Origin of the sequence: Denitromonas halophila (assembly GCF_007625155.1) — a bacterium.
GTDB classification, from domain to species: domain Bacteria; phylum Pseudomonadota; class Gammaproteobacteria; order Burkholderiales; family Rhodocyclaceae; genus Nitrogeniibacter; species Nitrogeniibacter halophilus.
Genome location: NZ_VMNK01000015.1, coordinates 202304 through 228637, shown reverse-complemented (window position 1 = coordinate 228637; position 26334 = coordinate 202304). Strand labels below are relative to the sequence as shown.

The 26334-nt window shown below is 65.0% G+C and carries 20 protein-coding genes; 12 read left to right on the top strand and 8 right to left on the bottom strand.

The window, feature by feature from the left end; all coding sequences use genetic code 11:
• Nucleotide 1: 1 nt before the first annotated feature.
• Both FHP91_RS15510 and FHP91_RS15505 read left to right on the top strand, forming a co-directional pair.
• Nucleotides 2-322, top strand: a complete 321-nt coding sequence (locus FHP91_RS15510; protein WP_144310448.1) for an EthD family reductase — start codon at nt 2-4, stop codon at nt 320-322.
• A 146-nt stretch (nt 323-468) separates the two neighbouring features.
• Nucleotides 469-1098 carry an HNH endonuclease gene (locus FHP91_RS15505; RefSeq protein ID WP_246116330.1) on the top strand — a complete coding sequence of 210 codons (630 nt, stop codon included), beginning with the start codon at nt 469-471 and terminating at the stop codon, nt 1096-1098.
• A 277-nt stretch (nt 1099-1375) separates the two neighbouring features.
• On the opposite strand, the gene FHP91_RS15500 is transcribed toward FHP91_RS15505, so the two are convergent.
• The 6 genes from FHP91_RS15500 to FHP91_RS15475 form a co-directional block, all read right to left on the bottom strand.
• Nucleotides 1376-3040: a response regulator gene (locus tag FHP91_RS15500; protein WP_144310447.1), complete on the bottom strand. Its 1665-nt coding sequence runs from the start codon at nt 3038-3040 to the stop codon at nt 1376-1378.
• Nucleotides 3028-5676, bottom strand: coding sequence for a hybrid sensor histidine kinase/response regulator (locus FHP91_RS15495; protein WP_144310446.1), 2649 nt, complete (start codon nt 5674-5676; stop codon nt 3028-3030). Before FHP91_RS15495 ends, FHP91_RS15500 begins: the two co-directional genes overlap by 13 nt.
• A 24-nt stretch (nt 5677-5700) precedes the next feature.
• Nucleotides 5701-6585, bottom strand: a complete 885-nt coding sequence (locus FHP91_RS15490) for a substrate-binding domain-containing protein (protein WP_222105226.1) — start codon at nt 6583-6585, stop codon at nt 5701-5703.
• A 246-nt stretch (nt 6586-6831) separates the two neighbouring features.
• Nucleotides 6832-7689, bottom strand: coding sequence for a cache domain-containing protein (locus tag FHP91_RS15485; RefSeq protein ID WP_144310444.1), 858 nt, complete (start codon nt 7687-7689; stop codon nt 6832-6834).
• 39 nt (nt 7690-7728) lie between these two features.
• Nucleotides 7729-8382 (bottom strand): response regulator, encoded by a 654-nt coding sequence (locus tag FHP91_RS15480; protein ID WP_144310443.1) that lies wholly within the window; start codon nt 8380-8382, stop codon nt 7729-7731.
• Complete coding sequence (locus FHP91_RS15475) at nt 8379-9677, bottom strand: sensor histidine kinase (RefSeq protein ID WP_144310442.1); 1299 nt, start codon at nt 9675-9677, stop codon at nt 8379-8381. The genes FHP91_RS15480 and FHP91_RS15475 overlap by 4 nt, the downstream gene beginning before the upstream one ends.
• 210 nt (nt 9678-9887) lie before the next feature.
• On the opposite strand from FHP91_RS15475, the gene FHP91_RS15470 reads away from it, so the two are divergent.
• Genes FHP91_RS15470 through FHP91_RS15460 form a run of 3 tightly spaced genes read left to right on the top strand, consistent with a single transcriptional unit; the run spans nt 9888 to nt 12928 of the window.
• Nucleotides 9888-11771 carry a methanol/ethanol family PQQ-dependent dehydrogenase gene (locus FHP91_RS15470; protein ID WP_222105225.1) on the top strand — a complete coding sequence of 628 codons (1884 nt, stop codon included), beginning with the start codon at nt 9888-9890 and terminating at the stop codon, nt 11769-11771.
• A 56-nt stretch (nt 11772-11827) separates the two neighbouring features.
• Nucleotides 11828-12418, top strand: a complete 591-nt coding sequence (locus FHP91_RS15465) for a pentapeptide repeat-containing protein (RefSeq protein ID WP_144310441.1) — start codon at nt 11828-11830, stop codon at nt 12416-12418.
• Between the two features lie 24 nt (nt 12419-12442).
• Complete coding sequence (locus tag FHP91_RS15460; protein ID WP_144310440.1) at nt 12443-12928, top strand: c-type cytochrome; 486 nt, start codon at nt 12443-12445, stop codon at nt 12926-12928.
• Nucleotides 12929-13017: 89 nt separating this feature from the next.
• Here FHP91_RS15460 and FHP91_RS15455 read toward each other — a convergent pair whose 3' ends face one another.
• Nucleotides 13018-14802 (bottom strand): methanol/ethanol family PQQ-dependent dehydrogenase, encoded by a 1785-nt coding sequence (locus FHP91_RS15455; protein ID WP_144310439.1) that lies wholly within the window; start codon nt 14800-14802, stop codon nt 13018-13020.
• A 451-nt stretch (nt 14803-15253) separates the two neighbouring features.
• On the opposite strand from FHP91_RS15455, the gene FHP91_RS15450 reads away from it, so the two are divergent.
• From FHP91_RS15450 to FHP91_RS15420, 7 genes are all read left to right on the top strand, one after another.
• The gene (locus FHP91_RS15450) at nt 15254-16018 is read left to right on the top strand and encodes a quinoprotein dehydrogenase-associated SoxYZ-like carrier (RefSeq protein WP_144310438.1); all 765 of its coding nucleotides are present in this window, start codon (nt 15254-15256) and stop codon (nt 16016-16018) included.
• A complete protein-coding gene (locus FHP91_RS15445) occupies nt 16015-16953 on the top strand; it encodes a quinoprotein relay system zinc metallohydrolase 1 (protein WP_144310437.1) in 939 nt (312 codons plus the stop codon). Before FHP91_RS15450 ends, FHP91_RS15445 begins: the two co-directional genes overlap by 4 nt.
• Nucleotides 16954-16956: 3 nt before the next feature.
• Nucleotides 16957-18558, top strand: a complete 1602-nt coding sequence (locus FHP91_RS15440; RefSeq protein WP_144310436.1) for a TonB-dependent receptor — start codon at nt 16957-16959, stop codon at nt 18556-18558.
• Nucleotides 18558-19940, top strand: coding sequence for a sensor histidine kinase (locus tag FHP91_RS15435; protein ID WP_144310435.1), 1383 nt, complete (start codon nt 18558-18560; stop codon nt 19938-19940). The genes FHP91_RS15440 and FHP91_RS15435 overlap by 1 nt, the downstream gene beginning before the upstream one ends.
• Nucleotides 19937-20584 (top strand): response regulator, encoded by a 648-nt coding sequence (locus tag FHP91_RS15430; RefSeq protein WP_144310434.1) that lies wholly within the window; start codon nt 19937-19939, stop codon nt 20582-20584. The genes FHP91_RS15435 and FHP91_RS15430 overlap by 4 nt, the downstream gene beginning before the upstream one ends.
• The gene (locus FHP91_RS15425) at nt 20581-22683 is read left to right on the top strand and encodes a 4Fe-4S binding protein (RefSeq protein ID WP_186301578.1); all 2103 of its coding nucleotides are present in this window, start codon (nt 20581-20583) and stop codon (nt 22681-22683) included. The genes FHP91_RS15430 and FHP91_RS15425 overlap by 4 nt, the downstream gene beginning before the upstream one ends.
• Nucleotides 22684-22744: 61 nt before the next feature.
• The gene (locus tag FHP91_RS15420) at nt 22745-24112 is read left to right on the top strand and encodes an HD-GYP domain-containing protein (RefSeq protein ID WP_144310433.1); all 1368 of its coding nucleotides are present in this window, start codon (nt 22745-22747) and stop codon (nt 24110-24112) included.
• Between the two features lie 108 nt (nt 24113-24220).
• On the opposite strand, the gene FHP91_RS15415 is transcribed toward FHP91_RS15420, so the two are convergent.
• Complete coding sequence (locus tag FHP91_RS15415; protein ID WP_144310432.1) at nt 24221-26152, bottom strand: ABC-F family ATP-binding cassette domain-containing protein; 1932 nt, start codon at nt 26150-26152, stop codon at nt 24221-24223.
• Nucleotides 26153-26334 lie beyond the last annotated feature (182 nt).

Below are 26334 nucleotides of genomic sequence, written 5' to 3'. Positions count from 1 at the left end.
CATGATCAAAGTCAGCGTCATGTACCCCAACACCCCGGGCGCCCGCTTCGACCACGATTACTACCGCGACACCCACATGCCCATGGTCAAGTCCCGCCTCGGCGCGGCCTGCCGCTACTACACCGTCGACAAAGGACTCGCCGGCGGCGCCCCTGACGAGCCCGCCACCTACGTCGGCATGTGCCACATCTTCTGCGACTCCGTCGAGGCCTTCCAGAGCGCCTTCGGCCCCCACGCCGACGAGATCATGGCCGACATCTCCAACTACACCGACCTCGCGCCCATCCTGCAGATCAGCGAAGTCGTCGTCGAGCGCGGCTGACTCCACCACGCAGACACCGACACCTCACCGAACGTCGGCGTCGCGAACGACGCCACCAACGATCGCGGCACCCGACGGAAATCCCTCGATTCCCGCCGGGTGCCGCTTGCCGTTCTCGACCAAGTCGCGTTTAATCCGTTCTGGATATGACAGGACGCGCCAATGCTGGCGATGGCCGGCACCTCGGCCAGCACCCAAAGGTACGCCTTGACGCGATATTTTTCGTCAAATACGAGGCGACTTGTAGTTTGAAGCTTATGCCCACAAAACCACTTGACCGCTTGATGTTTGTCCAAGGAGGACTGTGCTTCTTCTGCAAGCAACCATTACCGAAAGCGGAGGCAAGCGTTGAACATCTGTTCGCCAGTTCCAACGGTGGAAGCAACAACGACGAGAACTGCGTTGCATGCTGCAAATCGGTCAATGCCCTGCTCGGTAGCATGTCACTCAAAGAGAAATTCCAGGTCGTTCTCAATCAAAAAGGGCAATTCAAGTGCCCGAACAGCGTCACTTCTACCAAAACAGCAACGCCATCGAAGAAACCACCCAAAGCACCATCGGTCGCCAAAACAAAAGACGACAAATTCGCTTTCGTTGTTGCCAATCTGAAGCGGCGAGGCAATTCCAAGCCGCGCACCCTCAAGACGCTGACGACCACTATCGCCTCGCTTTACCCAAAAGGTCTCTCAAAAGCAGAGTTGGCTTCATTGCTCCAGCAATTGCAATCAACCGGCAAGGTCACCGTCAAAGAGAACAAAGTGGCTTATTCACTTTGAATCAACATCCCGCGTAGGGCGCCGCCGTATGTCGTTCCACATCAACCATCACGTCAGCATCGACGCTCCCTGCTCAATCCAGACCCTGGGATCACGGCGCCGTTAATGGCGAGTCAGGCGGCGTGGATCGCCTTTACTCCTGGTCGTACCCGACCCCGATCAGCGCACCGGCTTCGCGTCGCACCGACCGCGCTGTGGGCTTTCGGCTGAAGTGACACACCGCGGAAGTTTCGCGGCGAGTACGAAGCCCACACACGGTGACACGCAACCCGGCCGCTCAGCTGGCGGAGGCGGACGGGCGCGACTGTGCCAACAACTTCACCACAGCATCGTAAAGTTGTTCGGGGTAGACGGGTTTGTGGATCTGCGCACTCACCCCGGCGGCACGACGGGCCTCGGCATCCGACAGGTCGGTGTCGGCGGTCAGTGCGAGAATCGGGGTCTGCCGGTGCTCCGGCAAAGCGCGGATCGCGGTGGCGGTATCCACACCGTCCATCCGGGATCCATGCAGATCCATCAGGATCAAGTCGTAGCCGGCACGGCCGGCCATCGCCAGCGCCTCGCTCCGGGTCTCGGCCACCGCCACCACCAGACCGACGTCCTCCAGCAGCACGCGCGACAATTCCTGGCTGAGCGGCTCATCGCCCGCCAGCAATATGCGCGCACCGCCAAAGTCGGCCTGGAGGCGGACTTGCGCTAAATCGACCGGGTCATTCGGCGGTGCGGGCGGCGTGTGTTTCGCCGCCCGCGTCAGCCGGACGGTAAGCCAGAACGTGCTACCGACGCCTGGCGTGCTACTCGCGCCGATCTGACCATCCATCATCCGTGCAAGACGCTGGCTGAGCGCCAGCCCAAGGCCGGTGCCTCCATGGCTGCGGGTGGTTGAACCATCGAGTTGTTCGAACAGGACAAACAAGCGATCCCGTTCCGCCGCCGTCATCCCGGGGCCGGTGTCCTGCACCTCGAAGCGCACATTCACCTCATCGGAATTCTGCGTGCATAGCGCCGCCCGCACGACTACCTGACCGGCGCCGGTAAATTTGATGGCGTTGCCGGTCAGGTTGAGGAGTATCTGGCCAAGGCGCACCGGGTCACCGCGAAGCGGAAGCGCGGCCAGCGTCGGCGCCACTTCAAAGTGCAGCGCCAGTTGCTTTTGTGCCGCGGGGTGCTGCACCTGAGCACGGAGCGTGTCCAGCACCTCGTCGAAGGTGAAATCGACCCACGCCAGGGTCAGCCGATCGGCCTCGATGTTGGCGATGTCGAGGATGTTGTTGAGCAGTGCCAGCAAATCGCGGGCGGCACGATCGACGTGAGACAGGCAACCACGCAGCGCCGGGTCGTCGGTGCGGCGCTGAGCCACGGCCGTCATGCCCATGATGGCGTTCATTGGGGTGCGCAGCTCGTGGCTTATGTTAGACAGAAAGATGCTCTTGGCCCGGCTGGCGGCTTCGGCCGCCTCCCGCGCTGTCGACAAGTCCGCGGTGCGTGCTTCGACCATCGCCTCCAGATGATCGCGATGCTGCGTCAGCGCATCGCGCTGGGCATCGACTTCCTTGCGCAACTGCTCGCGCTCCACCAGATTGCGGATGCGCAAGCGGGCGATGTCGACATTGACGGGCTTGCTCAAATAGTCGGACGCGCCCAGATGCAGGCCGCGGACTTCGGCACTGAGGTCGTCCAGGGCAGTCACGAACACGACTGGCACATGCACTAGCGACGGGAGCGCCTTGAGCCGCTGGCACACTTCGTAGCCGTCCATCTGAGGCATCATCACGTCCAGCAAAATGATGTCTGGCGGCGCGGCCACCGCCAACGCAAGCCCCTCAGGCCCGCTCAACGCCACCCGCACGTCGAACTCGTTGGCCAGGGCGGCGCACAGCGTATGCAAGTTGCTCGGCGTATCGTCGATCACCAGAACGGCTGGCTTGTTCATCGTGAGCATGGATCGTCCGGTGTGTCAGTCACAGCAAAGGTTTCGCGCAATTGCTGCATCGCGTCAGCAAATTGAAACACCGACAGTGACTTTCCGGCCTCGGCCACCCCGGCGGCCTGTGGGGTACCAACCACGGCCGCCTGCAAGTCGCGAAACACCGCGAGCGCATCGAATTTGCGTTCAGCCAGCAGCGGGAACAGGCGCGCCAGAATTGTCTCGATGCGAGGGTCGCACTCGGGCGCCTGAGCAGCCAGCGGTGCCCTTGGGGCGTCTGGCGCAAGCATCGATGACGCCGTTGCAGCGGGCTCGGGGGGCCTGGCGGGCAGCCACCGGGCGAGGCTGGTTCGCAGGAGACTGATCGACACCGGCTTGGCAAGAAAATCATCCATGCCTGCCGCCAGCGCACGCTGCCGGTCGCCTTCGTAAGCATTGGCGGTGAGGGCGATCACCGGCAATCTGGGTCGGCGGCCTTGTGTCTCCCACTGTCGGATTCGGGCGGTGGCATCGTCGCCATTCATCACCGGCATCTGGATGTCCATCAGCACCAGATCGACAGCCATGCCACCCTCAAGCGCCGCCACCGCCTGTTGGCCATCGTCCAGCACGGTGACAGACACGCCTAGCTGGCCGAGCAAGGCCTTGATGACCTTCTGATTGCTCGGCTGATCCTCCACCACCAACACATGGCCGCTCAAACTGCCCACCCCACCCACGTCCATGACCGACCGAGTGGCGACGCCGACCTCATCACACTCATCAACACGCTGGACCTGAATACGAAACCAGAAACGCGAACCCACCCCTGAACGGCTATCGACACCGACATCCCCCCCCATCAACCGGGCGAGCCGACGCACGATCGACAAACCCAGACCAGAGCCGCCGTACTTGCGCGTAACGGAGTCGTCTGCCTGTGAGAAGGCCTCAAAGACCATTTCCTTCGATGCATCCGGGATGCCGATGCCGGTATCGATGACCGCAAATTCGAGCACCGCCTTTGTGCCGTCAGTTACCACTTCACCGGCTTCGATGCGCACACTGCCCTTGGCGGTAAATTTGATGGCATTGCCAATCAGATTGACCAGCATCTGACGCACCCGATACGCGTCGCCCAAATAGCGCCGCCCGGTGCGCCCGTTCCACTCAGCATTCAATTTAATGCTCTTGGCATTGGCTGTTCGGCTGAACAGGGTTTCGACCTCGTCGAGCAACAGGGCCGGTTCGAACTCGCCAGACTCCAGCGCCATCCGCCCGGCCTCGATCTTGGACAAATCGAGGATATCGTTGAGCAAGCTCAGCAGCGACTGACCGGAACTCAGAATGGTGCCCGCGTATTCCTTGCGCTCGGCTTCAGTCAATTCGGGCAACTGCAACAGCTGCGCCATGCCCAGTACCGCATTCATCGGGGTGCGTAGTTCGTGCGACATGGTCGCGAGAAAGCGGCTCTTGGCCAGATTGGCAGACTCGGCGGCCTGTTGCGCTTCATACAGCTCGTGGGCGACAACTCGCTGTGCCGCGAGCACCTCGAGGTGGCGGTTGAAGCCGGTCACCATATCGCTGATCTCGTCCTCGGTATCGGCCAGCGCCAAGGGCGCCGGAATGTCGTCGGGATGGTCCTTGAGGCGGCCGAACCCCTCCGACACATCTCGCACCGGTGCCACCACGCGGCGCGTGAAACGCCAGGCAATCAGGCCGATTGCAGCAATACCAATGAGCAAGAGCACCACGCCAGCGTAAATCAGCGCATTGGTCGGCGCGACCAGCACGCTGCGCGGCAGCGCCCCCGCCAACTGCAGCCCGGTGCGCGCTACCGGTACGGCGGCCAGAATCACGTCTTCCTCGTCGAGCCTCAGTTCGCGAACAGGCGCGTCCGCTCGCAGCACATCGGCAAAGCCGGTCGCGGCCGGCAAACCGAGCATTCCTGAGTCGCTGTGATAGACGAAAAGTCCTTTCTGGTCGAGCAGCATGAGCGTGAGCCGATCGGGCGTTTTCACCGCCGCGAGGAACTCGTTCATGATGACGCGGGTGTCGATGTTGATGACCAACAGGCCGACCACCTCCGTGGTGCCGGTCTCCGGTCTGAAATGCCGCACGACCCGTGTTGCCATCAGCACTTTCTTCTGGGTCGACGCGCGATTGAGGTTATCCTCGATGCCGCGCCAGTGGATTGACGTCGCGCTCCGGCGCGCTTCGCGCAGCATCTCCGGCACGCGCGCCTGATCGAGATCGCGGGCGTCGAGCGTATCGCCGACATGAAAGTGCCTGCCTTCCGGCGAGAACAGGTCGATCGACACCAGCCCCTTGATGCCCACATAGCTATTCAGAATGTAGCCAATCTGCGCCTGGGTCTTCAGGACCGAAAAGGTATCGGTCCCGGCTGGCAGGGTGTGTTCGTCCAGCGCCTCGCTCAGCGCCTCGTTGCCCGCCACGTCGGCGGCAAGGTCTTCGATCTGGTCGGCATACAGCGTGAGATAGGCGCTCAGATCGGTCATGCGCTGGTGGTGGAACTCGCCCGCCTGCTCAATGATGATGCGACGCGAAATGTCGAATGACGACACGGCCAGCAGCGTGAGCGGCACGATGCCGGCCAGCAGCAAATACCCCAAAAGACTGACGGCAATACCGATCCGCCGCTTGCGCTTCACCAGAGCCCTCCCGCAAGTGCCGCGCTATTTTTTAAGACTGTCGGCGGTCACCAATCGTGTGTCGACTAATACCACATCCGGAGTAGGTTCCTCATTGATCAGCCGCATGGCCATGGCAACGCCCTGAAAGCCCTGTTCCGCCGCCTGCTGGTCCACCGTCACCGCCAACCGGCCCGCCTCGACTTCGACCACAGCTTCGTCCAGGGCGTCGAAGCCGCCGACGCGCACGCCCGTCTTGCCCGTGTCCTGGAGATATTTCAGCGCCCCCAGTCCCATCATGTCATTAGAAGCAAAGAGCAGCGTGACCCCGGGATGCCGGGCAAACAGCGCCTCGGACACGGTGTAGCCTTCGTCTATCTTCCAGTTGGCACTCTCCGAGGCGACCAGCGTCACCTGCGGATTCTCTGCCATTGCGCGCTGAGCGCCCATCAAGCGTTGTCTAGCGTTGTCAGCGCTGCGGATGCCTTCCAGAATGACGGCCTCTGCGGGCTCGGTGAGGCCCTTGACGAGATAACGTACTGCCGCATAGGCGCCCTTCTCGTTATCGACACTGATGAAGGGCACCGGCGCCATGCCGGCTTGACGGATGGCCTCCGGATCGAGCCGATTGTCGATATTGACGACCTTGATGCCCGCGTCAATTGCCGTCTTCAACACCGGCACCAGGCGCTGCGAATCACCGGGCGCGATAACAATGGCGTCCACCTTCGCAGCGATCATGTCGTCGACGATCTGGATCTGCTGCTCGATGGACGTCTCCTGAGCCGCTGTTCTGACCAGGAGGTCTACATCGAGCGCCCGTTCTGCACGACGCGCGCCCTGCTCCATCTGCACAAAGAACGGGTTGGTCAGTGTTTTCATGACCAGCGCAACACGCTTCCTGACCGGCGCGGGTGCGGGGTCCGCCATGGCTTTGTCCGGCGCCTGTGCCACCGTACGGACCGCAGGCACACTACCGTTGTCGCACGCGGTCAACGCCAACAAGAATCCACATGCATAGAGCCACCGAACCATCATTCATCACCTCGTTCCGGACATCGATAGCCCGGACGGATCGGAATGCCTTTTTGTCCGGACCGAGGCGAATGATGTTAGTAGATTAGGTCGGTTAGTGCACAAGGTTTTGCCATCATCGGCGGCCGACACCAGCCACGATCACTCCTGGTAATACCCGACCCCGATCAGCGCCCCACCTTCGCGGCGCACATACGAGCGCTTTTTCTCGACGGCATTGGTCACCGGGTTGCGCCACACGTAGTCCACCACGGCCTCTTCACCCGAGGCCGTCTTGTCGATCATTTCCTTGACGATGGCGTGACCTTCGGCGTCGGTGAGGCCGACGGCGTCTTTGCCGGTAAGCGTGGGGTTCATGCCCATGGCGCTGAAGTTGCCGCTGGCGAGGTCGACGGCGAAAACGTAAAGGTCGTTCTGCACAAACACGCCATGGCGGTCGTTGAAGGCCGCGTTGGCTTTGTCCAGACCTTCGGTCTTGGCATAGGCGATGGCGCGGGTAAGCATTTTTTGCGCATCGGCAGCAGTGGAGCGCGGAGCGAAGTAGCCGACGCCGACGACATAATCATTGACCTTGCTCACATAGCTCACCTTCGGCTCGACATGGTTGGTTTGGCGGTTGAGCCACATGTAACGCACCTGGCCTTCGCCATTGCGGGCGGTGGTCTCGATCATGTCGCGGAAGAGCGGGTTGCCGGCGGCGTCGGTGGTGCCGAGCACGTTGAGGCCAACCAGGGTTTCGGGTGCGGCACCGCTGGCGTGGTAGGTGCCTTTGTTGTCGATCACGAACACATAGAGATCCTTGCTGACGAACTTGCCCTTTTGATTGTTGAAGGCAGCAAAGGAACGCTCGGGGCCGTTGGCCTGCATGTACTTGACGGCCTGGTCGAACAGGGCGCGCGCTTCGCGCGGGGTGCCACGGTCGGCGGCGAAGGCGCCGGTCATCAGGCTCAGGCCAAGGAGCGCGGCAGCGGTGCAATTCAAAGAGTGACGGCGGGTCATGGTTTTCAGTTTCCTATTTTTGGTTGAATAACGTCTGGATCAGCACGGGACGGACGACGGGGTCGGAAGTTCGACGAGACCGTGACGTGCCGCCAGCCGGAGAAGCGAGAAATCTGTTTCGGTGTCCAGCTTCTGGCGGACCGCCGAGAGATGGTTGAGGATGGTTTTGTGACTCAGGTGCATGTGCAGCGCGATGCGCGGGGGCGATTCGCCGCTGGCGGCCATGCGCAGGACTTCGAACTCGCGCGGTGTCAGTCGCGAGAACAGGTCGTCCTCTTCAAGCGCCGCGTTGGCCACCCCTTGCGCAACATCCGCCGACAGCACCCGGCGACCTGCCGCAACCTGCCGGATGCCGCCGATCAGCTCGCCCGGATCGCTGCTCTTGGTGAGATAGCCCATGGCACCGGCACGAAAGGCCTGGGTCACGAAACCGGGGCTGTCATGCATGGTGAGCACCAACACCCGAATACCGGGCGATCGGGCCAGGATGCGCCGCGTAGCCTCGATACCGCTCGCACCGCGCAGACTGAGGTCGACAACGGCGACATCGAGCGCGGTATCGCGCGCGGCGGCGTAAGCATCATCAACGGTGGCGGCTTCGGCGGCCACGCACATGTCCGGCTCGGCATCAATCAGGCGCCGATAACCGGACCGCACAATGTTGTGGTCGTCGAGCAGAAGAATACGGATCATGCGCCCTCCCTTTTTGTGGCGTCGAGTGGGAGTTCCCAAGCAATCATCACGCCAGCCGCTTGCGCGTCTTCAATGCGCAGGAGGCCACCGACCATGGCGGCGCGCTCACGCATGCCGCGGATGCCGTTGCCGGCATCTCGCGCGACCGCCGCGGCACGGCCCCGACCGTTGTCGATCACGCACATGCGCAGATGCTGGCCGACGGCCTCCAGTGCAATACGCACCTGCGTCGCGCCGCTGTGTTTAAGCACATTGGTCAAGGCTTCCTGCAAGGTCCGGTAGAGCGCCAGCGCAGCAGGGGCCGACAGCCGCGGCAAGGCGCCGGGGAGATCGATGGTCGTCGTGATGCCAACGGCACGCGCCGCCCAGCCGTGGGCATGCTCACGCACGGCAGCGAGTACGCCCATGTGTTCGAGTCCGTGGGGCTTGAGGCGGGCGAGCAACTCACGCACATGGGCCTGAACCCGACCGGATTCGCCGCGAATCGTGGCGGCAGACTCGGCCAGCGCCGACGGTTCAGCGCGCATGGCGTTGCGCTCGATATAGCTGGCCGACGCGGCGATAGCCACCAGCGACTGACCCAGTTCGTCGTGCAGCTCGCGGGCGATATCGCGACGCTCTTCTTCTTGCACGGTGATCAGACGGCGCGTCAGATCGCCTTCGCGCGCCTGCGCCGCGGCCAACTTCGCCGCGAGTTGATCGATCGCCCGCGAGATTCGGTCGAACTCAGGCAGCTCAAAACTGGCAGCACCGTGGCTGAAACACCCCTCGCCAATCGCTTCGAGACGACGCTCCAGATCACGAACTGGCGACAACGCGCGCCCGACTGCCCACCACACCGAAAGCAACGACAGCACGCCGAAGGCCGCCAGCGCGGCGAGCAGACGCGAAGCGTCGTGAACGATCTCGTCAATTTCGCTGCGCGGATCCGCACGGATCACGAAGGTGTCGGCGCCGAGGGAAAAACGCTGCTCGGCGGCGGGCTCGGCGTCGTCTCCCGGCAACCACGCCGCAATGGCATCGACCAGCGCCAGTGATTCATTCTGGAGCGGTCGCTCCATATCGGGACGCTCCTGCTCCACCGCCAGATGGCGCAGTTCATGTGTTCCGATGGCGCCCAGTGCCTGCGGACCGCGCTCGGCTACCGCCAGCAACAGGGTCGCCAGATGGGAGGACGCCGCCATTTCCTCGGCCACATCCTCGCGCAAGGACGTCAGCACCAGCGTACAGGCGACCGCCAGCAAGGCCATCAGCGCAGCGCCGAGGTACAGCACGAGTTTGTGTCGCAAGTCCATGGATCGCCTCCGTTTCTGGATGACTCCTTCGCAAGCGACGTGCCTGCACCGGCGTGGTCGCCGGGAAAATTTCCCGGTTCGCGCGGGAAAGCGTCCCGCGCCGTCGCCAAGACCGGACCCGATACTGAGTGCGTCACTCAACGCTGCGCCGCAAACACCCGAGCCGGCGGACACATCAACAGCATTCACACCCGGAGACAAGGAACCACCATGACACCACGCCCCCTGCCATTTCGGCCTCAAATGCGCCCCCTCGTGCTGGCCATCGCGGCCTGCATTGCCATGCCCGCCACCGCGGCCAAACTGGTGAGCTGGGAAGACATCCAGAACGACCACCAGACGACCACCGATGTTCTGTCCTACGGTCTGGGCCTCAAGGCTCAGCGTCACAGCCCGCTCAAGCAGATCAACACGAAAACGGTCGCCGCGCTGGCCCCGGCCTGGAGTTTTTCCTTTGGTGGCGAAAAGCAGCGCGGTCAGGAAGCCCAGGCGCTGGTGCACGAAGGCGTCATCTATGTGACGGCGTCGTACTCGCGCTTCTTCGCCATTGATGCCAAAAGCGGCAAACGCCTGTGGGAATACGAGCATCGTCTGCCCGATGACATCCGCCCGTGTTGCGACGTGGTTAACCGGGGTCCGGCCATCTACGGCGACAAGGTGTTCTTCGGCACGCTTGACGCCGCCATGGTGGCGCTCAACAAGGACACCGGCAAAGTCGTGTGGAAGAAGAAGTTCGCCGACCACAAGGTGGGCTACACGATGACCGGCGCACCGTTTGTGGTGAAAGACCAGAAGAGCGGCAAAGTCCTGCTCGTGCACGGCTCCTCGGGTGACGAATTCGGCGTGGTCGGCTGGCTGTTTGCGCGCGACCCCGACACCGGCGAGGAAGTGTGGGCACGACCGATGGTCGAGGGCCACATGGGCCGCCTCAATGGCAAAGACAGCACGCCGACCGGCGACGCCAAGGCGCCGAGTTGGCCGAATGACCCGAAGTCGCCCACCGGCAAGGTCGAGGCCTGGAGCCACGGCGGCGGCGCGCCCTGGCAGACCGCCAGCTTCGACATTGAGAACAACATGGTGGTCATCGGTGCCGGCAACCCGGCGCCGTGGAACACCTGGAAGCGCACCGCCCCCGGCGACGATCCGCGCAACTGGGACAGCCTGTTCACCTCCGGCCAGGCCTATGTCGACGCCAGCACCGGCGAACTCAAGGGCTTCTACCAGCACACCCCGAACGACGCCTGGGATTTCTCGGGCAACAACTCGGTGGTGCTCTTCGAGTACAAGGATCCGAAGACCGGCAACCAGGTCAAGGCCTCGGCACACGCCGACCGCAACGGCTTCTTCTTCGTCACCGACCGCGAGAAGCTGGCCAAAGGGGCGGGCTACCCCAACAGGCCCACGTCGCTGATCGGCGCGTGGCCGTTTGTTGATGGCATCACCTGGGCGACCGGCTTCGACCTGAAAACTGGCAAGCCGATCGAGAACAACAACCGCCCACCACAGCCCAAGGAGGGCGCCGACAAGGGCGACTCGGTCTTCGTCTCTCCGCCCTTCCTCGGTGGCACCAACTGGATGCCCATGTCCTACAGCCCGGACACCGGCCTGTTCTACATCCCGGCCAACGAATGGGCGATGGACTACTGGACCGAACATCTCACCTACAAGGCGGGATCGGCCTATCTCGGCCAGGGCTTCCGCATCAAGAAGCTGCATGACGAGCATGTCGGCGTGTTCCGCGCCATCGACCCCAAGACCGGCAAGATCGTCTGGGAACACAAGGAAGCCTTCCCGCTGTGGGCCGGTACGCTCACCACCGCGGGCGGCCTGATGTTCTCAGGTACCTCCGACGGCTACGTCAAGGCATTTGACGCGAAGACGGGTGACGAACTGTGGAAGTTCCAGACCGGCTCGGGTGTGGTCTCGGTACCGATCACCTGGGAAATGGATGGTGAGCAGTATGTCGGCATCCAGTCCGGCTACGGTGGAGCGGTACCGCTGTGGGGTGGCGATCTGGCTGAGCTGACCCGCCAGGTCACCCAAGGCGGTTCGTTCTGGGTGTTCAAACTGCCCAAGCAACTGGCTGCCAACTAAGGCGAAAAGCCTGGGGCGGCCCACAGGCTGCCCCGGCGCACCCCGGAACCCACACCATGACCCGATCTGCATTGCCCATCGCCCTGATCGCCTCAGCGTTGATCAGCCAGGCCAGCGCCGCCGATACCGCATCGACCGATGCGGTGGAAACGCTGGTCATCAACGGTTGCCCAATCTGGCCCTATACCCGTTGCCCCGGCGCCGATCTGCGCCACGCCGATCTGCTCGGCAAGAACCTCGCGGGTGCCGACCTGCGCGGCGCCAATCTGACGCGGGCCGACCTGCGTGCCGCCAACCTCGCCGGCGCCAACCTCGAGGGGGCCAACCTCACCGCCGCACGCCTGCAAAAAGCCAACGCACCGGCCGCCAATTTCCGCCACGCCACACTGGTGGGCGCCGATCTGGAAGCCGCACGACTGATGCGCAGCGATTTGTCCGGCGCCGATCTGACGGGGGCCAGCCTGGAGTTCGCGCGGCTGAACTTCGCCTGGCTCGCAGGCGCTCAACTGGTCTCGGCCAATTTGCAGGAGGCGAAATTTGCGACGGTCAATCTGCGCGGCACTCGAATGGAGGGCTGTGTGACCCGCTTCACCATCTTCCCCGACGCTGATTTTGAAAACTGCCAGGGTTGCCCAACCGGCTGGTAGCGCACGCCGACAGGAGACCATCTCATGCCACCCACACCAACCCACCACGCCCGCCGCCTCGCCGCCATCGGTCTGTTCTGCGCCAGCGCGCTGATGGCACCCGCACATGCCACGACACCGCGTGCGCCGGAAGTCGACAGCTCGGCACTCGCTCCGCTCGCCAACCCTGAGGGCGAGACCAACCCCTATCGAAACGACCCGCGCGCGATCGCCATCGGCCGCGACGCCTTCAATCAAAGTTGCGCCAGCTGCCATGGCGTCGATGCCGACGCGAGTCGCTCGCCTGCCCCTGACCTGCGCCGCATCGGCCGTATCTGTGCTCGCGTGCCCGAGCCGGATCTCAAGCGCCGCTGCCTGACCGACGCAGATGTGTATTTCCGCAGCACGGTCGAAAAAGGCAAGATCAAACTCGGCATCGAACACATGCCGCCATGGAAAGACATTCTTCCGACAGAGCTGATCTGGGCCATCCGCAGCTTCGTCGAAACCGCTCAGGGCCAGCGCCGATGACGCACCCCGTCGCAGCGTCCACGCAAACGGGGCGGCATGCGCAGCGTTTCGCGCATGCCGCCCCGTCGGAGAAGGTCAAACGCGGTGGATCAGCTCTTGTGGAGCTTGAACACCCACACCGAACCACCCTGCTCAAGGAAGTTCACCCGCTTGGCGACATCACCGCCCCACAGCGGCACCGCGCCACCCCAGCCGGAGACCACGGCGATGTACTGCTCGCCGTCCTGCTCCCAGGTGACCGGAGGTGCGACCACGCCGGAGCCGGTCTGGAAGCTCCACACTTCCTTGCCGGTGGTGGCGTCCAGCGCCTTCAGGTAGCCCTCAGGCGTGCCATAGAAGGCGAGGTTGCCGGCGGTGGTGAGCACACCACCCCACAGCGGGGCGTAGTTCTTGTTTTCCCACACGATCTTGCCGGTGACCGGATCGACCGCACGCAGCGCACCGATGTAGTCCTCGTTCAAGGCCTTGATGGTGAAGCCAGCGCCCAGGTAAGCGGCGCCTTTCTTGTACGACACGGGCTCGTTCCAGATGTCCATCGCCCACTCGTTGGCCGGCACATAGAAGTAGCCGGTCTTCGGGTTGTAGGCGATCTGCTGCTGGTTCTTGCCACCGAGGAAGGACGGTGCGGAGGTGACCACTTCGCCCTTCTTGCCGTCAGCGCCCTTGGTCGGGTCGCCGGGGCGGTTGGCATCGTCATACACCGGGCGGCCGGTCTTCAGGTCGATGCTCTTGGCCCAGGTGATCTTGTTCACGAACGGGAAAGCGTTGATCAGCTTGCCGTTGGTGCGGTCGAGCACGAAGAAGAAGCCGTTGCGGTCGGCCTTGCCACCGGCCTTGATGGTCTTGCCGTCCTTGACGTAGTCGAAGGAGACAAACTCGTTCACCCCGTCGTAGTCCCAGCCGTCGTGCGGCGTGGTTTGATAGTGCCAGACGATCTTGCCGTTTTCCGGGTTGATCGCCACGGTCGAGGACGAGAACAGGTTGTCGCCCGGGCGCAGGTGGCTGTTCCACGGGGCCGGGTTGCCGGTGCCGGCGAAGATCAGGTTGGTTTCCGGGTCATAGGTGGCGCCGGCCCAGGTGGCTGCGCCGCCGGTCTTCCACAGGTCGCCCGGCCAGGTGGCGTTGGTGGTGCCGGAGACGCCATTGTCCTTGGCTTTGCCGTCGGCGCCGTAGGTGTAGCCCATGTGGCCTTCGACCACCGGACGCACCCACTTCATCTTGCCGGTCAGGGCGTCGCGCGCCTCGACACGGCCGATCACGCCGAACTCACCGCCGGACACGCCGGAGATGACCATGCCCTTGACGATGATCGGTGCAGCCGTCATCGAGTAGCCAGCGTGGTAGTCGTCGACCTTCTCTTTCCACACCACCTTGCCGGTTTCGCGGTTCAGCGCCACGAGTTGCGCGTCGAGCGTGCCGAAGATCACCAGATCACCAAACAGTGCGGCGCCGCGGTTGACCACGTCACAACACGGCATGATGCCGTCGGGCAGGCGATGCTCGTATTTCCACAGTTTCTTGCCGGTCTTCACATCCAGCGCGAAGATGCGGCTGTAGGAGGCGGTGACGAACATCACGCCGTCGTGAATCAGCGGCTGCGATTCCTGCCCGCGCTGCTTCTCCCCGCCAAAGGACATCGACCACACCGGCACCAGATCTTTCACCGACTCGGTGTTGATCTTGTCCAGCGCCGAATAGCGCTGCCCCTGCGTGCCCATACCAAAGGACACCACATCGTTCGCGGTAGCCGCATCCTGCACGATGTCGGCGTCGCTCACGCCTTTTGCCTGGATGCTGCCCATGCCCATCACCGAAGCGGCGATCAGCGAGACTGCGGCGGCCCAGTGCTTGTTGGATTTGCTCCTGCCTTCCATTGAGTAACCTCCTTGAGTTTTCTTGTCCTGCCCTGTGCTCACCCAGGCGGGCAAAACCAGGACATGGCAGGGGTCTTCCGCAAGAGGCATGCCATTGAGCGACACATGTCGCACCTGGGCAGAGCGATCACCGTTCAAGCGCGCGCCAACACTCGCTATCAGCACCGTCATCGAGTCCTGAACACGTATCGCGCCGCCCATCGCGCCCAGCGATCTGATCAGCCGCAGATGCACGGGCTGCTTCGAAACACGTCACGTGCTCCAAAGTGAAACACCTGTGCGGGCATGACACGCCAGGCGGCAATACAGCCCGGACGCACATGCACGCCAAACCCCGGTGGGTGGCAGCGATTGCGCGGCATCGACCCCGACCGCGCCGAGCTGGCACGCCGCTTGCGGTTATCAGCGCTATCAAACAGAGCGTGCACACCACGCCGATCAGGAGACATGAATGCCCGCACTGCCGCGCTTTGCCGTGATTGGACTCGCCTTGTGGGCCACGCTGGCTCTCGCCGAGCCCGATCCGCTCGACTCCGCCCGCTGGGGCGACATGCGCGCGCAGCTCTTTGCCGCCGAGGCCACCGTGGTGTTCGACCCGCGCGTGAGCGTCACTGGCCCACTCACCGCCGAAGACTCGATGAACGTGCCTATCGCAGTCGACGCCACCGCGTTGCCCGAGGTGGTCGAGGTGCTGGTGTTTGCCGACTTCAACCCGATCACCAAGGTGCTGGCCTTCCGCCCCAAGACCGCGCGGCCGGAGCTGGCCTTTCGTATCAAGCTGCAGCAGTCGTCGCCCGTGCGCGCCGCGGCCCGCACCGCCGATGGCGTGTGGCATGTGGGCGGCACCTGGGTCATCACCACCGGCGGCGGCTGCACCGTGCCCTCTACCGGCTCGGCCTCGCCCGAGTGGCAGCGCCGGCTCAATGAAGTGAGCGGGCGTATCTGGTCGCGCCCCGAGGGCAACCGGGTGCGCCTGCGAATCATCCACCCGATGGACACCGGCCTGGCCGCGAGCATCCCCGCCTTCTACATCGAGCAACTGGCCATCACCGACGGCCAGCAGCGCGTCTTGATGGAGATCGACGCCTTCGAGCCGGTCAGCGAAAACCCGCTGTTCACACTCGACCTGCCGCCAACGGTGACCGACCTGGCCTCGGTGCAGATCACCGGCCGCGACAACAACGGCAACAAGGTCAACGCGCAGGTGGAACGATGAAGCGCCTGCTCGCCCTTCTCGCCCTCATTGCCGTCCACGCCACCGCGGCCGGCTTCGACTACGCGCTCGCGCCGCGCCAAATCGCGCCCGACACCTGGGTGCTCGAAGGCGCGCAAGAAGACTTCTCCTTCGCCAACGGCGGTCGCATCGTCAATACCGCCTTCGTCGTTACCGACGCCGGCGTAGTCGTCATCGACAGCGGCCCCTCACGCCAGTACGGCGAGCAGACCGTCGCCGCCATCGCACGCATCACCGACCAGCCCATCGTCAAGGTGTGGATCACCCACCACCACCCCGACCACTTCCTTGGCAACCAGGCCTTTGCACCCAAAACCCTGGGCGCCCTGGCGCGCACCCTCACCGACATCGAAACCGACGGCAAAGCCTTCAACGAAAACATGTTCCGTTTGGTTGGCGACGCCATGCGCGACACCGAAGTGGTGGTGCCGACCGAGGCACTGGTCGCGGGCATCATCGAGATCGGCGGCCACCGCTTCGAGCTGCTCGCGCTCGACGGCCACACCGCCGGCGACTTGGCCGTGCTCGACCACACCACCGGCGTGCTCTTTGCCGGCGACCTCGTCTTCCACGACCGCACCCCCACCACCCCGCATGCCACCATCGCCCGCTGGCTCGACAGCCTCGACGTGCTCGAAGCCCGGCCCTTCAAACACATCGTGCCCGGCCACGGCCCGGTCGCCGCCGACGCCGGTCCGATCCGCCAGACGCGCGACTACCTCAAATGGCTGGACGGCCTGCTTACCCAAAGCGCCGCCGCCGGCCTCGACATGACCGAAGTCATGCGCCTGCCGCTGCCGAAGATCTTCCGCCAGCTGGCGGTGATCGACGCCGAGTTCCCGCGCTCGGTGAGCCATCTCTACCCCGCAGCCGAAGAAGGCGCACTCCACGTATCCAGCCATCCGGTCACGCACTGACCCATGATCAAACACACCCCCATCGCCCTCCTGCTAGCCGCCCTCGGCACCGCCGCCCATGCGGCCGATCCGGCCACGCTCGGCACCGTCGAAGTCGTCGGCACCGCGCCGCTGCCCGGCCTCGATGTCCCGCGCGACCACATCCCCTCGGCCATCCGCACGCTCGACGACAGCGCGCTGCGCCACGCCGGTGGCGCCTCGCTGGCCGAGAATCTCCAGCGCCGCCTGCCCGGCGTGTCGATCAACGAAGTCACCGGCAACCCGCTGCAGGCCGACCTCAACTACCGCGGCTTCACCGCCAGCCCGCTGCTCGGCACGCCGCAGGGCCTGTCGGTGTTCATGGACGGCGTGCGCCTCAACGAAACCTTCGGCGACGTGGTGAGCTGGGACCTGATCCCGCAGTCGGCCATTGCCGATCTCACCCTCGCCCCCGGCGCCAACCCGCTCTACGGCCTCAACACCCAGGGCGGCGCCATCGGCCTGCACACCAAGCGCGGCGACACCCACCCCGGCGGCGAAGCCAGCCTGTCGAGCGGGTCCTTCGGTCGCACACGTGCCAGCCTGTCACACGGCGGTTCCAAAGACGAACTGTCGTGGTTCGTTGCCGGCGACGCCCTGCGCGAACGCTCCCCGTCCGAGGCCGGCCAGCTCTTCGGCAAGCTGGCCTGGACGACCGCCACCACCGACATCGCGCTCACGCTGGCCCAGGCCAACACCGACCTCATCGGCAACGGGCTGACGCCCACCAGCCTGCTGAGCGATGACCGCAACACCGTGTTCACCCACCCCGACCAGACCCGCAACCGCAGCACCCTGCTGGCGCTGTCGGCCAGCCACTGGCTGAGCGACAGCGACCGCCTCGCCGCCAACGCCTACCTGCGCCGCACCCGTTCGCGCACCCTCAACGGCGACGCCAACGACGACTATGAAGACGCCTACGAAAACTGGGTCACCGGCGGCATGATCGGCGCCGCCCCGGACGAGACCGGCGTGCTCAACCGAACGGCCACCGACCAGAACGGCGCCGGCCTTGGCCTGCAATGGACGCATTACGCCGAACGCCACCAATTCGCCCTTGGCGTCAGCCATGACCGCGGCCACGCCCGCTTCTCGCAGACCGCGCAGGAAGGCGAACTGACCGACAACCGCGGCGTGGACACCGACGAAGCCAGCGAACTGGAAAACAAACTCTCCGGCCGCACCCTCACCACCAGCGTGTATGTGACCGACACCATCGCCCTGGCGCCCACCGTGCAACTGACCGCCGCCGCCCGCTACAACCACACCCATGTCATCAACCGCGACAAGCTCAACCGCACCGCCCCCAACCTCGACGGCGACTTCACTTACAACAAGCTCAACCCCGCACTCGGCCTCACCTGGCAAGCCAGCCCGGCGCTGACCGTGTATGGCGGCGTCAGCCAGAGCAACCGCGCCCCCAGCCCCATCGAACTGGGCTGCGCCGACCCCGACAACCCCTGCACCCTGCCCAACGCCCTGGCCGCCGACCCCTTCCTGGAGCAAGTGGTCACGCGCAGCCTCGAATTCGGCCTGCGCGGCCGCGCCGGCTGGATCGGCGTGCGCTACGCCTGGGATGGCCGCTGATGCACCCCCGCGCCCGCCTCGATACCCGCGTCAGCCTGGTGGTCACCCTGGCCGCCGCGGTGCTGATGCTCTTCGGCGGCTCGCTGTGGCTGGCCGCCACGCGCGACGCCATCCATGAAGAAATCGAGGCGGCCACGCGGGTGGCCGAACAATGGGTTGCCGTGATTTCGCAAGACGCGGCGGCCGACCCCGAACACATCGTGCAGCAACTGGCGGCGGTCGGCCGGGTACGCGCCAATACGCTAGAGGTGCACGACGCCAGTGGCGCGCTACGCTACCGCTCCCCCGCACCAACCTACAAAGCCGGGCGCGACGCCCCGGCGTGGTTCGCCGCCCTGCTCACCCCCGACTTCGCGCCGCGCGTGATCACCGGCCCGAACTTGCACATCCGCCTGCTGCCCGACGCCTCGCGCTCGGTGCTCGACGCCTGGGACAACGCCATCGCCGCCGCCGGCTGGGCGCTGGCGATCCTGATCCTGCTCGGCGTGGCCGTGCGTCGTGCCATCGACCGCGCACTAGCCCCACTCACCGAATTCGAAACCGCGCTCGCGCACACGGGCGACGGCCGCTTCGACATTCGCCTGCCCCGCCAGCGCAGCCTGGAGCTCGATCGCCTCGCCGAGCGCTACAACCAGATGGCGAGCCAACTCGCCGCCTCGCTCGACCAGAACGCCCGCCTCGAAGAAGACCAGGCCTTTGCCCGCGCAGTCACCGCCCGGCTCGAAGAAGAGCGCCGCCAGCTCGCCCGCGAGTTGCATGACGAGTTCGGCCAGGGCATCACCGCGGTGCGCGCCATCACCGGCGCCATCGCCCAGAAAAGCCGCGACGACGCCGGCCTGCACGGTAACGCCCAGGCCATTCTGGCCATGACCGGCCAGATGCAGGACGGCGTACGCGCCATTCTCGAACGCCTGCGCCAGCCCGGCGCCGACACCCCGGCCCGGCTCGACGACGCGCTCACCGCCTACTGCGCCCACTGGCGCAACTGCTACCCGGCGGTGGACCTGCAGCTCGGCCTCGCACCGCTGCCCGCCACACTCGACGCCAGCTTCAGCCTCACCGTGCTGCGCCTGGTCCAAGAGGCGCTCACCAATGTGGCGCGCCACGCCAACGCGCATCACGTCAGCGTGCGGCTCGACGCCAGCACCACCGGCCTCGCGCTCACGATTGCCGACGACGGCCGCGGCTTCGACCCCGCCACGCCCACCGGCCGCCTCGGTCTTACCGGCATGCGCGAGCGCCTCGCCGCCCGCCATGGCCGGCTTCACATTGCCGCCACGCCCGGCGCCGGCACCACGCTCAGCATCCACCTCCCCTGGCCGAGCACCGCCATGGGCCAGAACATACCGCAGCACGCCTTCACCCCAGGAGAACCCTCATGAACCCCCAACCGCTGACCGGACTGCGCCTTGTCATTGCCGACGACCATGCCGTCGTACGCATGGGTTTTCGACTCCTGCTCGAAGGCGCTGGCGCCACCGTCCTAGCCGAAGCAGAAAGTGGTGAGCAGGCCATCGCGCTGTTTGCCGAGCACCGACCCGACGCACTGGTGATGGATGTCTCCATGCCCGGCCAGGGCGGCCTCGCCACGCTGGAACGCCTGACCGCCCACCACCGCGGCGCCCGGGTGCTGATGCTCTCGGCCCATGACGACATGCAGATCCCGGCCCGCGCGCTCAAGGGCGGCGCCACCGGCTACCTGTGCAAACGCGCGCGACCCGACGAGCTGGTGCGCGCCGTGGGCTGTGTGGCGCGCGGCGAGCGCTACATCGACCCTGAACTCGCCCCCCGGCTGGCACTGGCGCAGTTCAGCGACAGCGACCCGGTCGCGCAATTGTCGGACAAGGAATTCACCGTCTTCAAGCAACTCGCTCTCGGCCGCTCGGTGGCCGAAGTGGCCGACACCCACCACCTCGCGCCGAGCACGGTGGGCACCCATTTGTATCGCATCAAGCAAAAACTCAACGCCAGCAACGCCGCCGAACTGGCGCTGATCGCCGTGCGCAGCGGGCTGATCGAGGTGTGATCCGACACGACGCATGGCGCGCGCTGGCCCTGTGCGTCGGGCTGTTCGCCGCCGCGTCAGCCACGGCCGGCCAACTGAGTCGAGCCGATATCACACGGCGCATCTCGCCGCCGCTGGTCGTCGGCGAAAAACCGGCCGACACCCCGGCCTGGCCAATCCACAGTGAGCTGACGCCCGACGCAGGCCCCGTCGGCTGGGTGTTCGAATCGATCGACCTCGCGCCTATCCCGGGCTTTGAAGGTTCGCCCTACAACCTGCTCATCCAGATCGACACCACCGGCCAACTGCTCGACGTCCAACTGCTGCGCCAGCATGAACCGGTGTTTCTCAGCGGTCTGGGCGAAGCCCCGCTGCGCGACTTTCTTGCCCAATACGCCGGGCTGAATCTGAGCCAGTCCATCACCGTGTCCACGGCCTACTCGGACCGCAGCAACACGCGGCAAAGCCAGTCCGACCGGGTGGTGCTCGACGGCGTCACCAAGGCCACCGCCTCGGTGCGCATCGCCAACCAGACCGTACTCACCGCCGCGCTCGCCGTCGCCCGCACCCAGCTCGGCTTCGCTGGCCCGGCGCAGCAAACACCACCGGCCGAGGTGCGTGAAGATCGCTTCGAGGTGCGCAGCTTCGCGCAACTACTTGCCGACGGCAGCATCGCGCGGCTTCGCCTCACCCACGCCGATGTCGACGCCTTATTTGCCGGCACCGATGGCGCCGGGCTGGACGCCTCGGACGCGCGCCCCGACGCCCTCGTCACCGAACTCTATGTCGCCTACCTGAACGCACCGACCATCGGTCGGGCCATTCTCGGCGACGCGGGCTACGCCCATCTGCGTGAATTTCTCGAACCCGGCCAGCACGCCTGGTGGGTCGCCACCACCGGGCCCGACAGCTTCATTGGCGCGCGCTTTGTGCGCGGCACATCCCCCGAGCGGCTGAGTCTGCAACAACACGGCACGCCCTTCGAGCTGCGCGATTTCGACACGGCCCCCACTCCTCCGCCCGGCGCGCCGGCACTCAACGCCGCGCTGGTGTTGCGCACCTCGCCCTTGTCGGGGCTGGACCCGGCGGCCGCCCAGACTTTTGAACTGAGCTTCACCCGTCAGCGCGGGCAGATCCTGCCGCAACGCATCCACCGCAGCGCCCCCCTGGCCTACACCCCGCCGGCTGACTACTTCCGACTGCCCCCCGCGCCGCCTCCCGAGTGGCTGATCGCCTGGCGCGAGCGCGCGGTCGACTTGTCGATCATCGGCGTCGCCCTGCTCATCCTCAGCATCGCGCTAGCCCGGCCGCGCTGGCTGAGCCGGTCGGCGCGCCGCTTGCGTATCTTCCGCCTCGGGTTTCTGGCCTTCACGCTGATCTACATCGGCTGGATGGCACAAGGTCAGTTGTCCATCGTGCAGATCACCGGCGCCATCAAGACGCTCGCCGCCGGGCACGCGCTCACCAGTTTTCTGTACGACCCGGTGTCGCTGCTGATCATGGCTTTCACATTGCTGAGCTTTTTCATCTGGGGGCGCGGCAGCTTCTGCGGATGGCTGTGCCCCTTTGGCGCGCTGCAGGAATTCGCCGCCCTGCTGGGCGCCCGCCTGGGCCTGCGAGCACGCCGCCTCCCGCCGCGTCTGGCGCTCGCGCTCGACCGCAGCCGCTACGGCATCCTGCTCGCACTGGTGCTCAGTGCCGCACTCGCGCCCGCCATGGCCGAGCGTCTGGTCGAGGTGGAGCCCTTCAAGACTGCCATCACCGTCGGCTTCGACCGCGCCTGGCCTTTCGTGCTCTATGCACTCGGCCTGCTGGCGCTGGGCGCGGTGTATTACAAATTTTTCTGCCGCTATCTGTGCCCGCTGGGCGCGGCGATGGTCATTGGCGGCAAGCTGCGGCTGCTCGACTGGCTACCGCGCCGCGCCGAATGCGGCCAACCCTGCCAAACCTGCCGCCACCGCTGCGCCTACGACGCCATCGACCGAAACGGCAGCATTCGCTACAACGACTGCTTCCAGTGCCTGGACTGCGTCGGCATCTATCACGACGAGGCCCGCTGTGCGCCGCTCTTGCTGTATCGGCGCAAGGGCCGACGGGTTGGCACGATCAAGTCATCCTAGTCGCCGCCGTTAAGCATTGCATGGAGGCCCATCGCCTCAAGCAATGCAGGAGCGGCAGCGGATGCCCGATTCACTCAAACTGTCCGAACTCATCGGGGCGCTCAGTCACGCGCTCGACATGACCGAAGGCCAGCCCCCCGGCCACTGCGTGCGCTGCTGCTGGATCGGCACGCACATTGGCCGCGAGATCGGAATGAACGACGCCGATCTGTGGGAGCTGTATTACACGCTGCTGCTCAAGGATCTGGGTTGCAGCAGCAATGCCGCGCGCATCTGCGAGCTGTACCTGGCCGATGACCGTCAGTTCAAGCGCGACTTCAAGCTGATCGACGGCAGCCTGCCGCAAGTGCTCAACTTCGTGCTGCGTCACACCGGCCTAAAAACCGGGCTGGCCGAGCGCTTTCGCGCCATGATGACAATCTTCCGCGATGGCGAGCAGATCGCCCAGGAGCTGATCCAGACCCGTTGCCAGCGCGGTGCCGATATCGCCCGCCAGCTGCGCTTTGGTGAACAGGTGGCGATGGGCGTGCATTCGCTCGACGAGCACTGGAACGGCAACGGCCGGCCGGATCGCCTGGCGGGCGACAACATTCCACTGGTTGCGCGCATCGCGCTGCTGGCGCAGGTTGTCGATGTGTTTCACACCGCCGACGGCGCCGACGCCGCACTGGCCGAGGCGGAAGAGCGTGCCGGCAGCTGGTTCGACCCGTCGCTGGTCGCCGCGCTCAAACGCATCGCAGCCGATCCGGCCTTCTGGGCCATGCTGAACGACCCGCAGCTCGACGCTGCGGTGTTCGCCCTTGAACCCGGGCGCACCGAAGTGGCGCTCGACGATGACTACCTCGACGAAATCGCCGCCGCCTTCGGTCAGGTGGTCGACGCCAAGAGCCCCTACACCTCGGGCCACAGCGCCCGCGTGGCGCTGTACACCGACATGATCGCCGAGTCGCTGGGCCTGTCCGCCGAGCGCCGGCGCTGGCTCAAACGCGGCGCGCTGCTGCACGACGTGGGCAAACTGGGTGTGTCCAACGCCATCCTCGACAAACCCGGCAAACTCGATGACGCCGAGTGGGCCGCGGTGAAGCGGCATGCCGCCCACACAGAGACCATTCTGATGCGCATTCCGGCCTTCGAAGAGCTCGCCCGCGTCTCCGCAGCGCATCACGAACGACTCGACGGCGGCGGCTACCCACGCGGCCTGAGCGCCGAACAGATCACCCTGGAGACGCGCATCATCACCACCGCCGACATCTTCGACGCGATCACCGCCGAGCGGCCCTATCGCGGCGCCATCCCGATTCCGAAAACGCTGGAGATCATGGCCGAGAACGTCGGCACGGCCATCGACGTACGCTGTTTCGAATCGCTCAAGGCTGCGCTTGAACGCATGAACACCGCGCAGCCGGACACCGTCGCACTGGCATCCTGAAGCGTCCCTCACCCTCATCAACATGCGGCAAAACAATACTCGGTGACGCCTGCAATGGCTTCACTCGGCATCACTGAACGCTGGACCCACGCAATGAGTCACCAGGCTTCAGGCGGCCGCTTCGATCTGCTCAGAGAGTTCCAGCCAGCGGTCTTCATGCGCGGCCAGCTCGTCAGTCAGTTTTTGCACCTCGACACCAATCTCGCCAATTTGCTGCGCGGACAAGGGCGAGGCCAGGCGCGCCTCAAGACCGTGCTTTTTGGTCTGCAGGTCGAGAATGGCCTGCTCCAGCTTGCCCAGATCGCGCTTGAGCCCCTTGAGCTCGGCGCTGTCCTTCTTGACGGGCGCGGGCGCGGTAGCGACCGGCGCAGCCTGCTTGGCGGCTTTCACCGATTCCTTGACGCTCTCGCGCACCCGCTTGGCTTCGTCGAGCAGGTAGCGTTGGTAGTCGTCCAGATCGCCATCGAAGGGTTCGATGCCGCCGCGCGACACCAGCCAGAACTCGTCACACACCGAACGCAGCAGCGAGCGGTCGTGGCTCACCAGCATCACCGTGCCTTCGAATTCGTTAAGCGCCATCGACAGCGCCTCGCGGGTGGCCAGATCGAGGTGGTTGGTCGGCTCGTCGAGCAGCAGCAGGTTCGGGCGCTGCCACACCAGCATGCACAGCACGAGGCGGGCTTTTTCACCGCCGCTCATGGTGCCCACCGGCTGCTTGACCATGTCGCCGCTGAAATTGAAGGTGCCGAGGAAAGTGCGCAGATCCTGCTCGCGACCGCTCTGCCCGGCCGGCACACCTTCCTTGGCCATGCGCACCATGTGTTCGAGCGGGTTGTCGAGGGGGCGCAGCACATCGAGTTCCTGCTGGGCAAAGTAGCCGATGTTCAGGCCCTTGCCCTCGATCACATCGCCGCTGATCGGCTTGAGCGCGCGGGCGATGGTTTTCACCAGCGTCGACTTGCCCTGACCGTTCGCACCGAGAATGCCGATGCGCTCACCGGCCATCACCGACTTGCTCACGCCGCTGACGATCACCGTCGACGGCGAACCAGCCGGTGCGTCCTCGGCAGGGGGGTAGCCAAAGCAGGCCGAGTCCATCGCCAGCATTGGGTTGGGCAGGTTGGCCGGCTCCTTGAATTCAAACGTGAAGTCGGCATTGGCCAGCACCGGCGCCAGGCGGTCCATGCGGTCCAGCGCCTTGACCCGGCTCTGCGCCTGCTTGGCCTTGCTGGCCTTGGCCTTGAAGCGGGCGATGAATTTCTGCAGGTGGGCGATCTTGTCCTGCTGCTTGGCGTAGGCGTTCTGCTGCAATTCCATCTGCAACGCGAGCGTGTCTTCAAAGGTGCTGTAGTTGCCGCCGTATCGCGTGAGCTTGGCGTGATCAATATGCAGCGTCACATCGGTGATCGCGTCGAGGAATTCGCGGTCGTGGCTGATCACCAGCAGCGTGCCGGCATAGCGCTTGAGCCAGGCTTCGAGCCACACCAGGGCGTCGAGGTCGAGGTGGTTGGTCGGCTCGTCGAGCAGCAGCAGGTCGGACGGACACATCAGCGCCCGCGCCAGCTGCAGACGCATCCGCCAGCCGCCCGAGAAGCTGTTCACCGGGTTGCACAACTCGGTGGTCTTGAAGCCGAGGCCGAGGATCAGCGCCTGTGCGCGCGCCTGCGCGTCATGTGCGCCCGCGTCGTGCAGCGCCATATAGGCATAGGCCATGCGCTCGCCGTCGTCGGCGGCTTCGGCCGCATGCACCTCGGCCTGCGCCGCCACCAGCGCGGTGTCGCCCTCGATCACGAAGTCGGTCGCCGACTGGTCGGTCTCCGGCATGTCCTGCGCCACCTGGCCCATACGCCACTGCGCGGGCACGCTGAAATCGCCAGCGTCTTCTTGCAGCGTGCCGTTGAGCAGCGCAAACAGCGTCGACTTGCCCGCGCCGTTACGCCCCACCAGACCGACCTTCTCGCCGGGATTCAAAGTCGCCGAAGCGTTGTCCAGCACCACCTTGGCGCTACGGCGCAGGGTGACGCCTTTGAGAATGATCATGCGGGTGAAACTCCAGCGGGGTCTGGCAACAGCGTGCAGCAAGACGGAAAAAGAAGCGTGCCGGGCGAGCGTCCGGACGGCAAGGGCGGAAGTATCCCCGCCCACGGCAACTGCCGTCAATCAAGCCGACCGGCGGTTGCACACGATGAGCGAAATCATTTTGATGCAATGCAGCGACGACA

Coding starts and splice junctions, on each gene's coding strand:
- FHP91_RS15510 (WP_144310448.1), top strand. CDS start 2: ATGATCAAAGTCAGCGTCATGTACCCCAACACCCCGGGCGCCCGCTTC.
- FHP91_RS15505 (WP_246116330.1), top strand. CDS start 469: ATGACAGGACGCGCCAATGCTGGCGATGGCCGGCACCTCGGCCAGCAC.
- FHP91_RS15500 (WP_144310447.1), bottom strand. CDS start 3,040: ATGCTCACGATGAACAAGCCAGCCGTTCTGGTGATCGACGATACGCCG.
- FHP91_RS15490 (WP_222105226.1), bottom strand. CDS start 6,585: ATGGCGGACCCCGCACCCGCGCCGGTCAGGAAGCGTGTTGCGCTGGTC.
- FHP91_RS15485 (WP_144310444.1), bottom strand. CDS start 7,689: ATGACCCGCCGTCACTCTTTGAATTGCACCGCTGCCGCGCTCCTTGGC.
- FHP91_RS15480 (WP_144310443.1), bottom strand. CDS start 8,382: ATGATCCGTATTCTTCTGCTCGACGACCACAACATTGTGCGGTCCGGT.
- FHP91_RS15475 (WP_144310442.1), bottom strand. CDS start 9,677: ATGGACTTGCGACACAAACTCGTGCTGTACCTCGGCGCTGCGCTGATG.
- FHP91_RS15470 (WP_222105225.1), top strand. CDS start 9,888: ATGACACCACGCCCCCTGCCATTTCGGCCTCAAATGCGCCCCCTCGTG.
- FHP91_RS15465 (WP_144310441.1), top strand. CDS start 11,828: ATGACCCGATCTGCATTGCCCATCGCCCTGATCGCCTCAGCGTTGATC.
- FHP91_RS15460 (WP_144310440.1), top strand. CDS start 12,443: ATGCCACCCACACCAACCCACCACGCCCGCCGCCTCGCCGCCATCGGT.
- FHP91_RS15455 (WP_144310439.1), bottom strand. CDS start 14,802: ATGGAAGGCAGGAGCAAATCCAACAAGCACTGGGCCGCCGCAGTCTCG.
- FHP91_RS15450 (WP_144310438.1), top strand. CDS start 15,254: ATGCCCGCACTGCCGCGCTTTGCCGTGATTGGACTCGCCTTGTGGGCC.
- FHP91_RS15445 (WP_144310437.1), top strand. CDS start 16,015: ATGAAGCGCCTGCTCGCCCTTCTCGCCCTCATTGCCGTCCACGCCACC.
- FHP91_RS15440 (WP_144310436.1), top strand. CDS start 16,957: ATGATCAAACACACCCCCATCGCCCTCCTGCTAGCCGCCCTCGGCACC.
- FHP91_RS15435 (WP_144310435.1), top strand. CDS start 18,558: ATGCACCCCCGCGCCCGCCTCGATACCCGCGTCAGCCTGGTGGTCACC.
- FHP91_RS15430 (WP_144310434.1), top strand. CDS start 19,937: ATGAACCCCCAACCGCTGACCGGACTGCGCCTTGTCATTGCCGACGAC.
- FHP91_RS15420 (WP_144310433.1), top strand. CDS start 22,745: ATGCCCGATTCACTCAAACTGTCCGAACTCATCGGGGCGCTCAGTCAC.
- FHP91_RS15415 (WP_144310432.1), bottom strand. CDS start 26,152: ATGATCATTCTCAAAGGCGTCACCCTGCGCCGTAGCGCCAAGGTGGTG.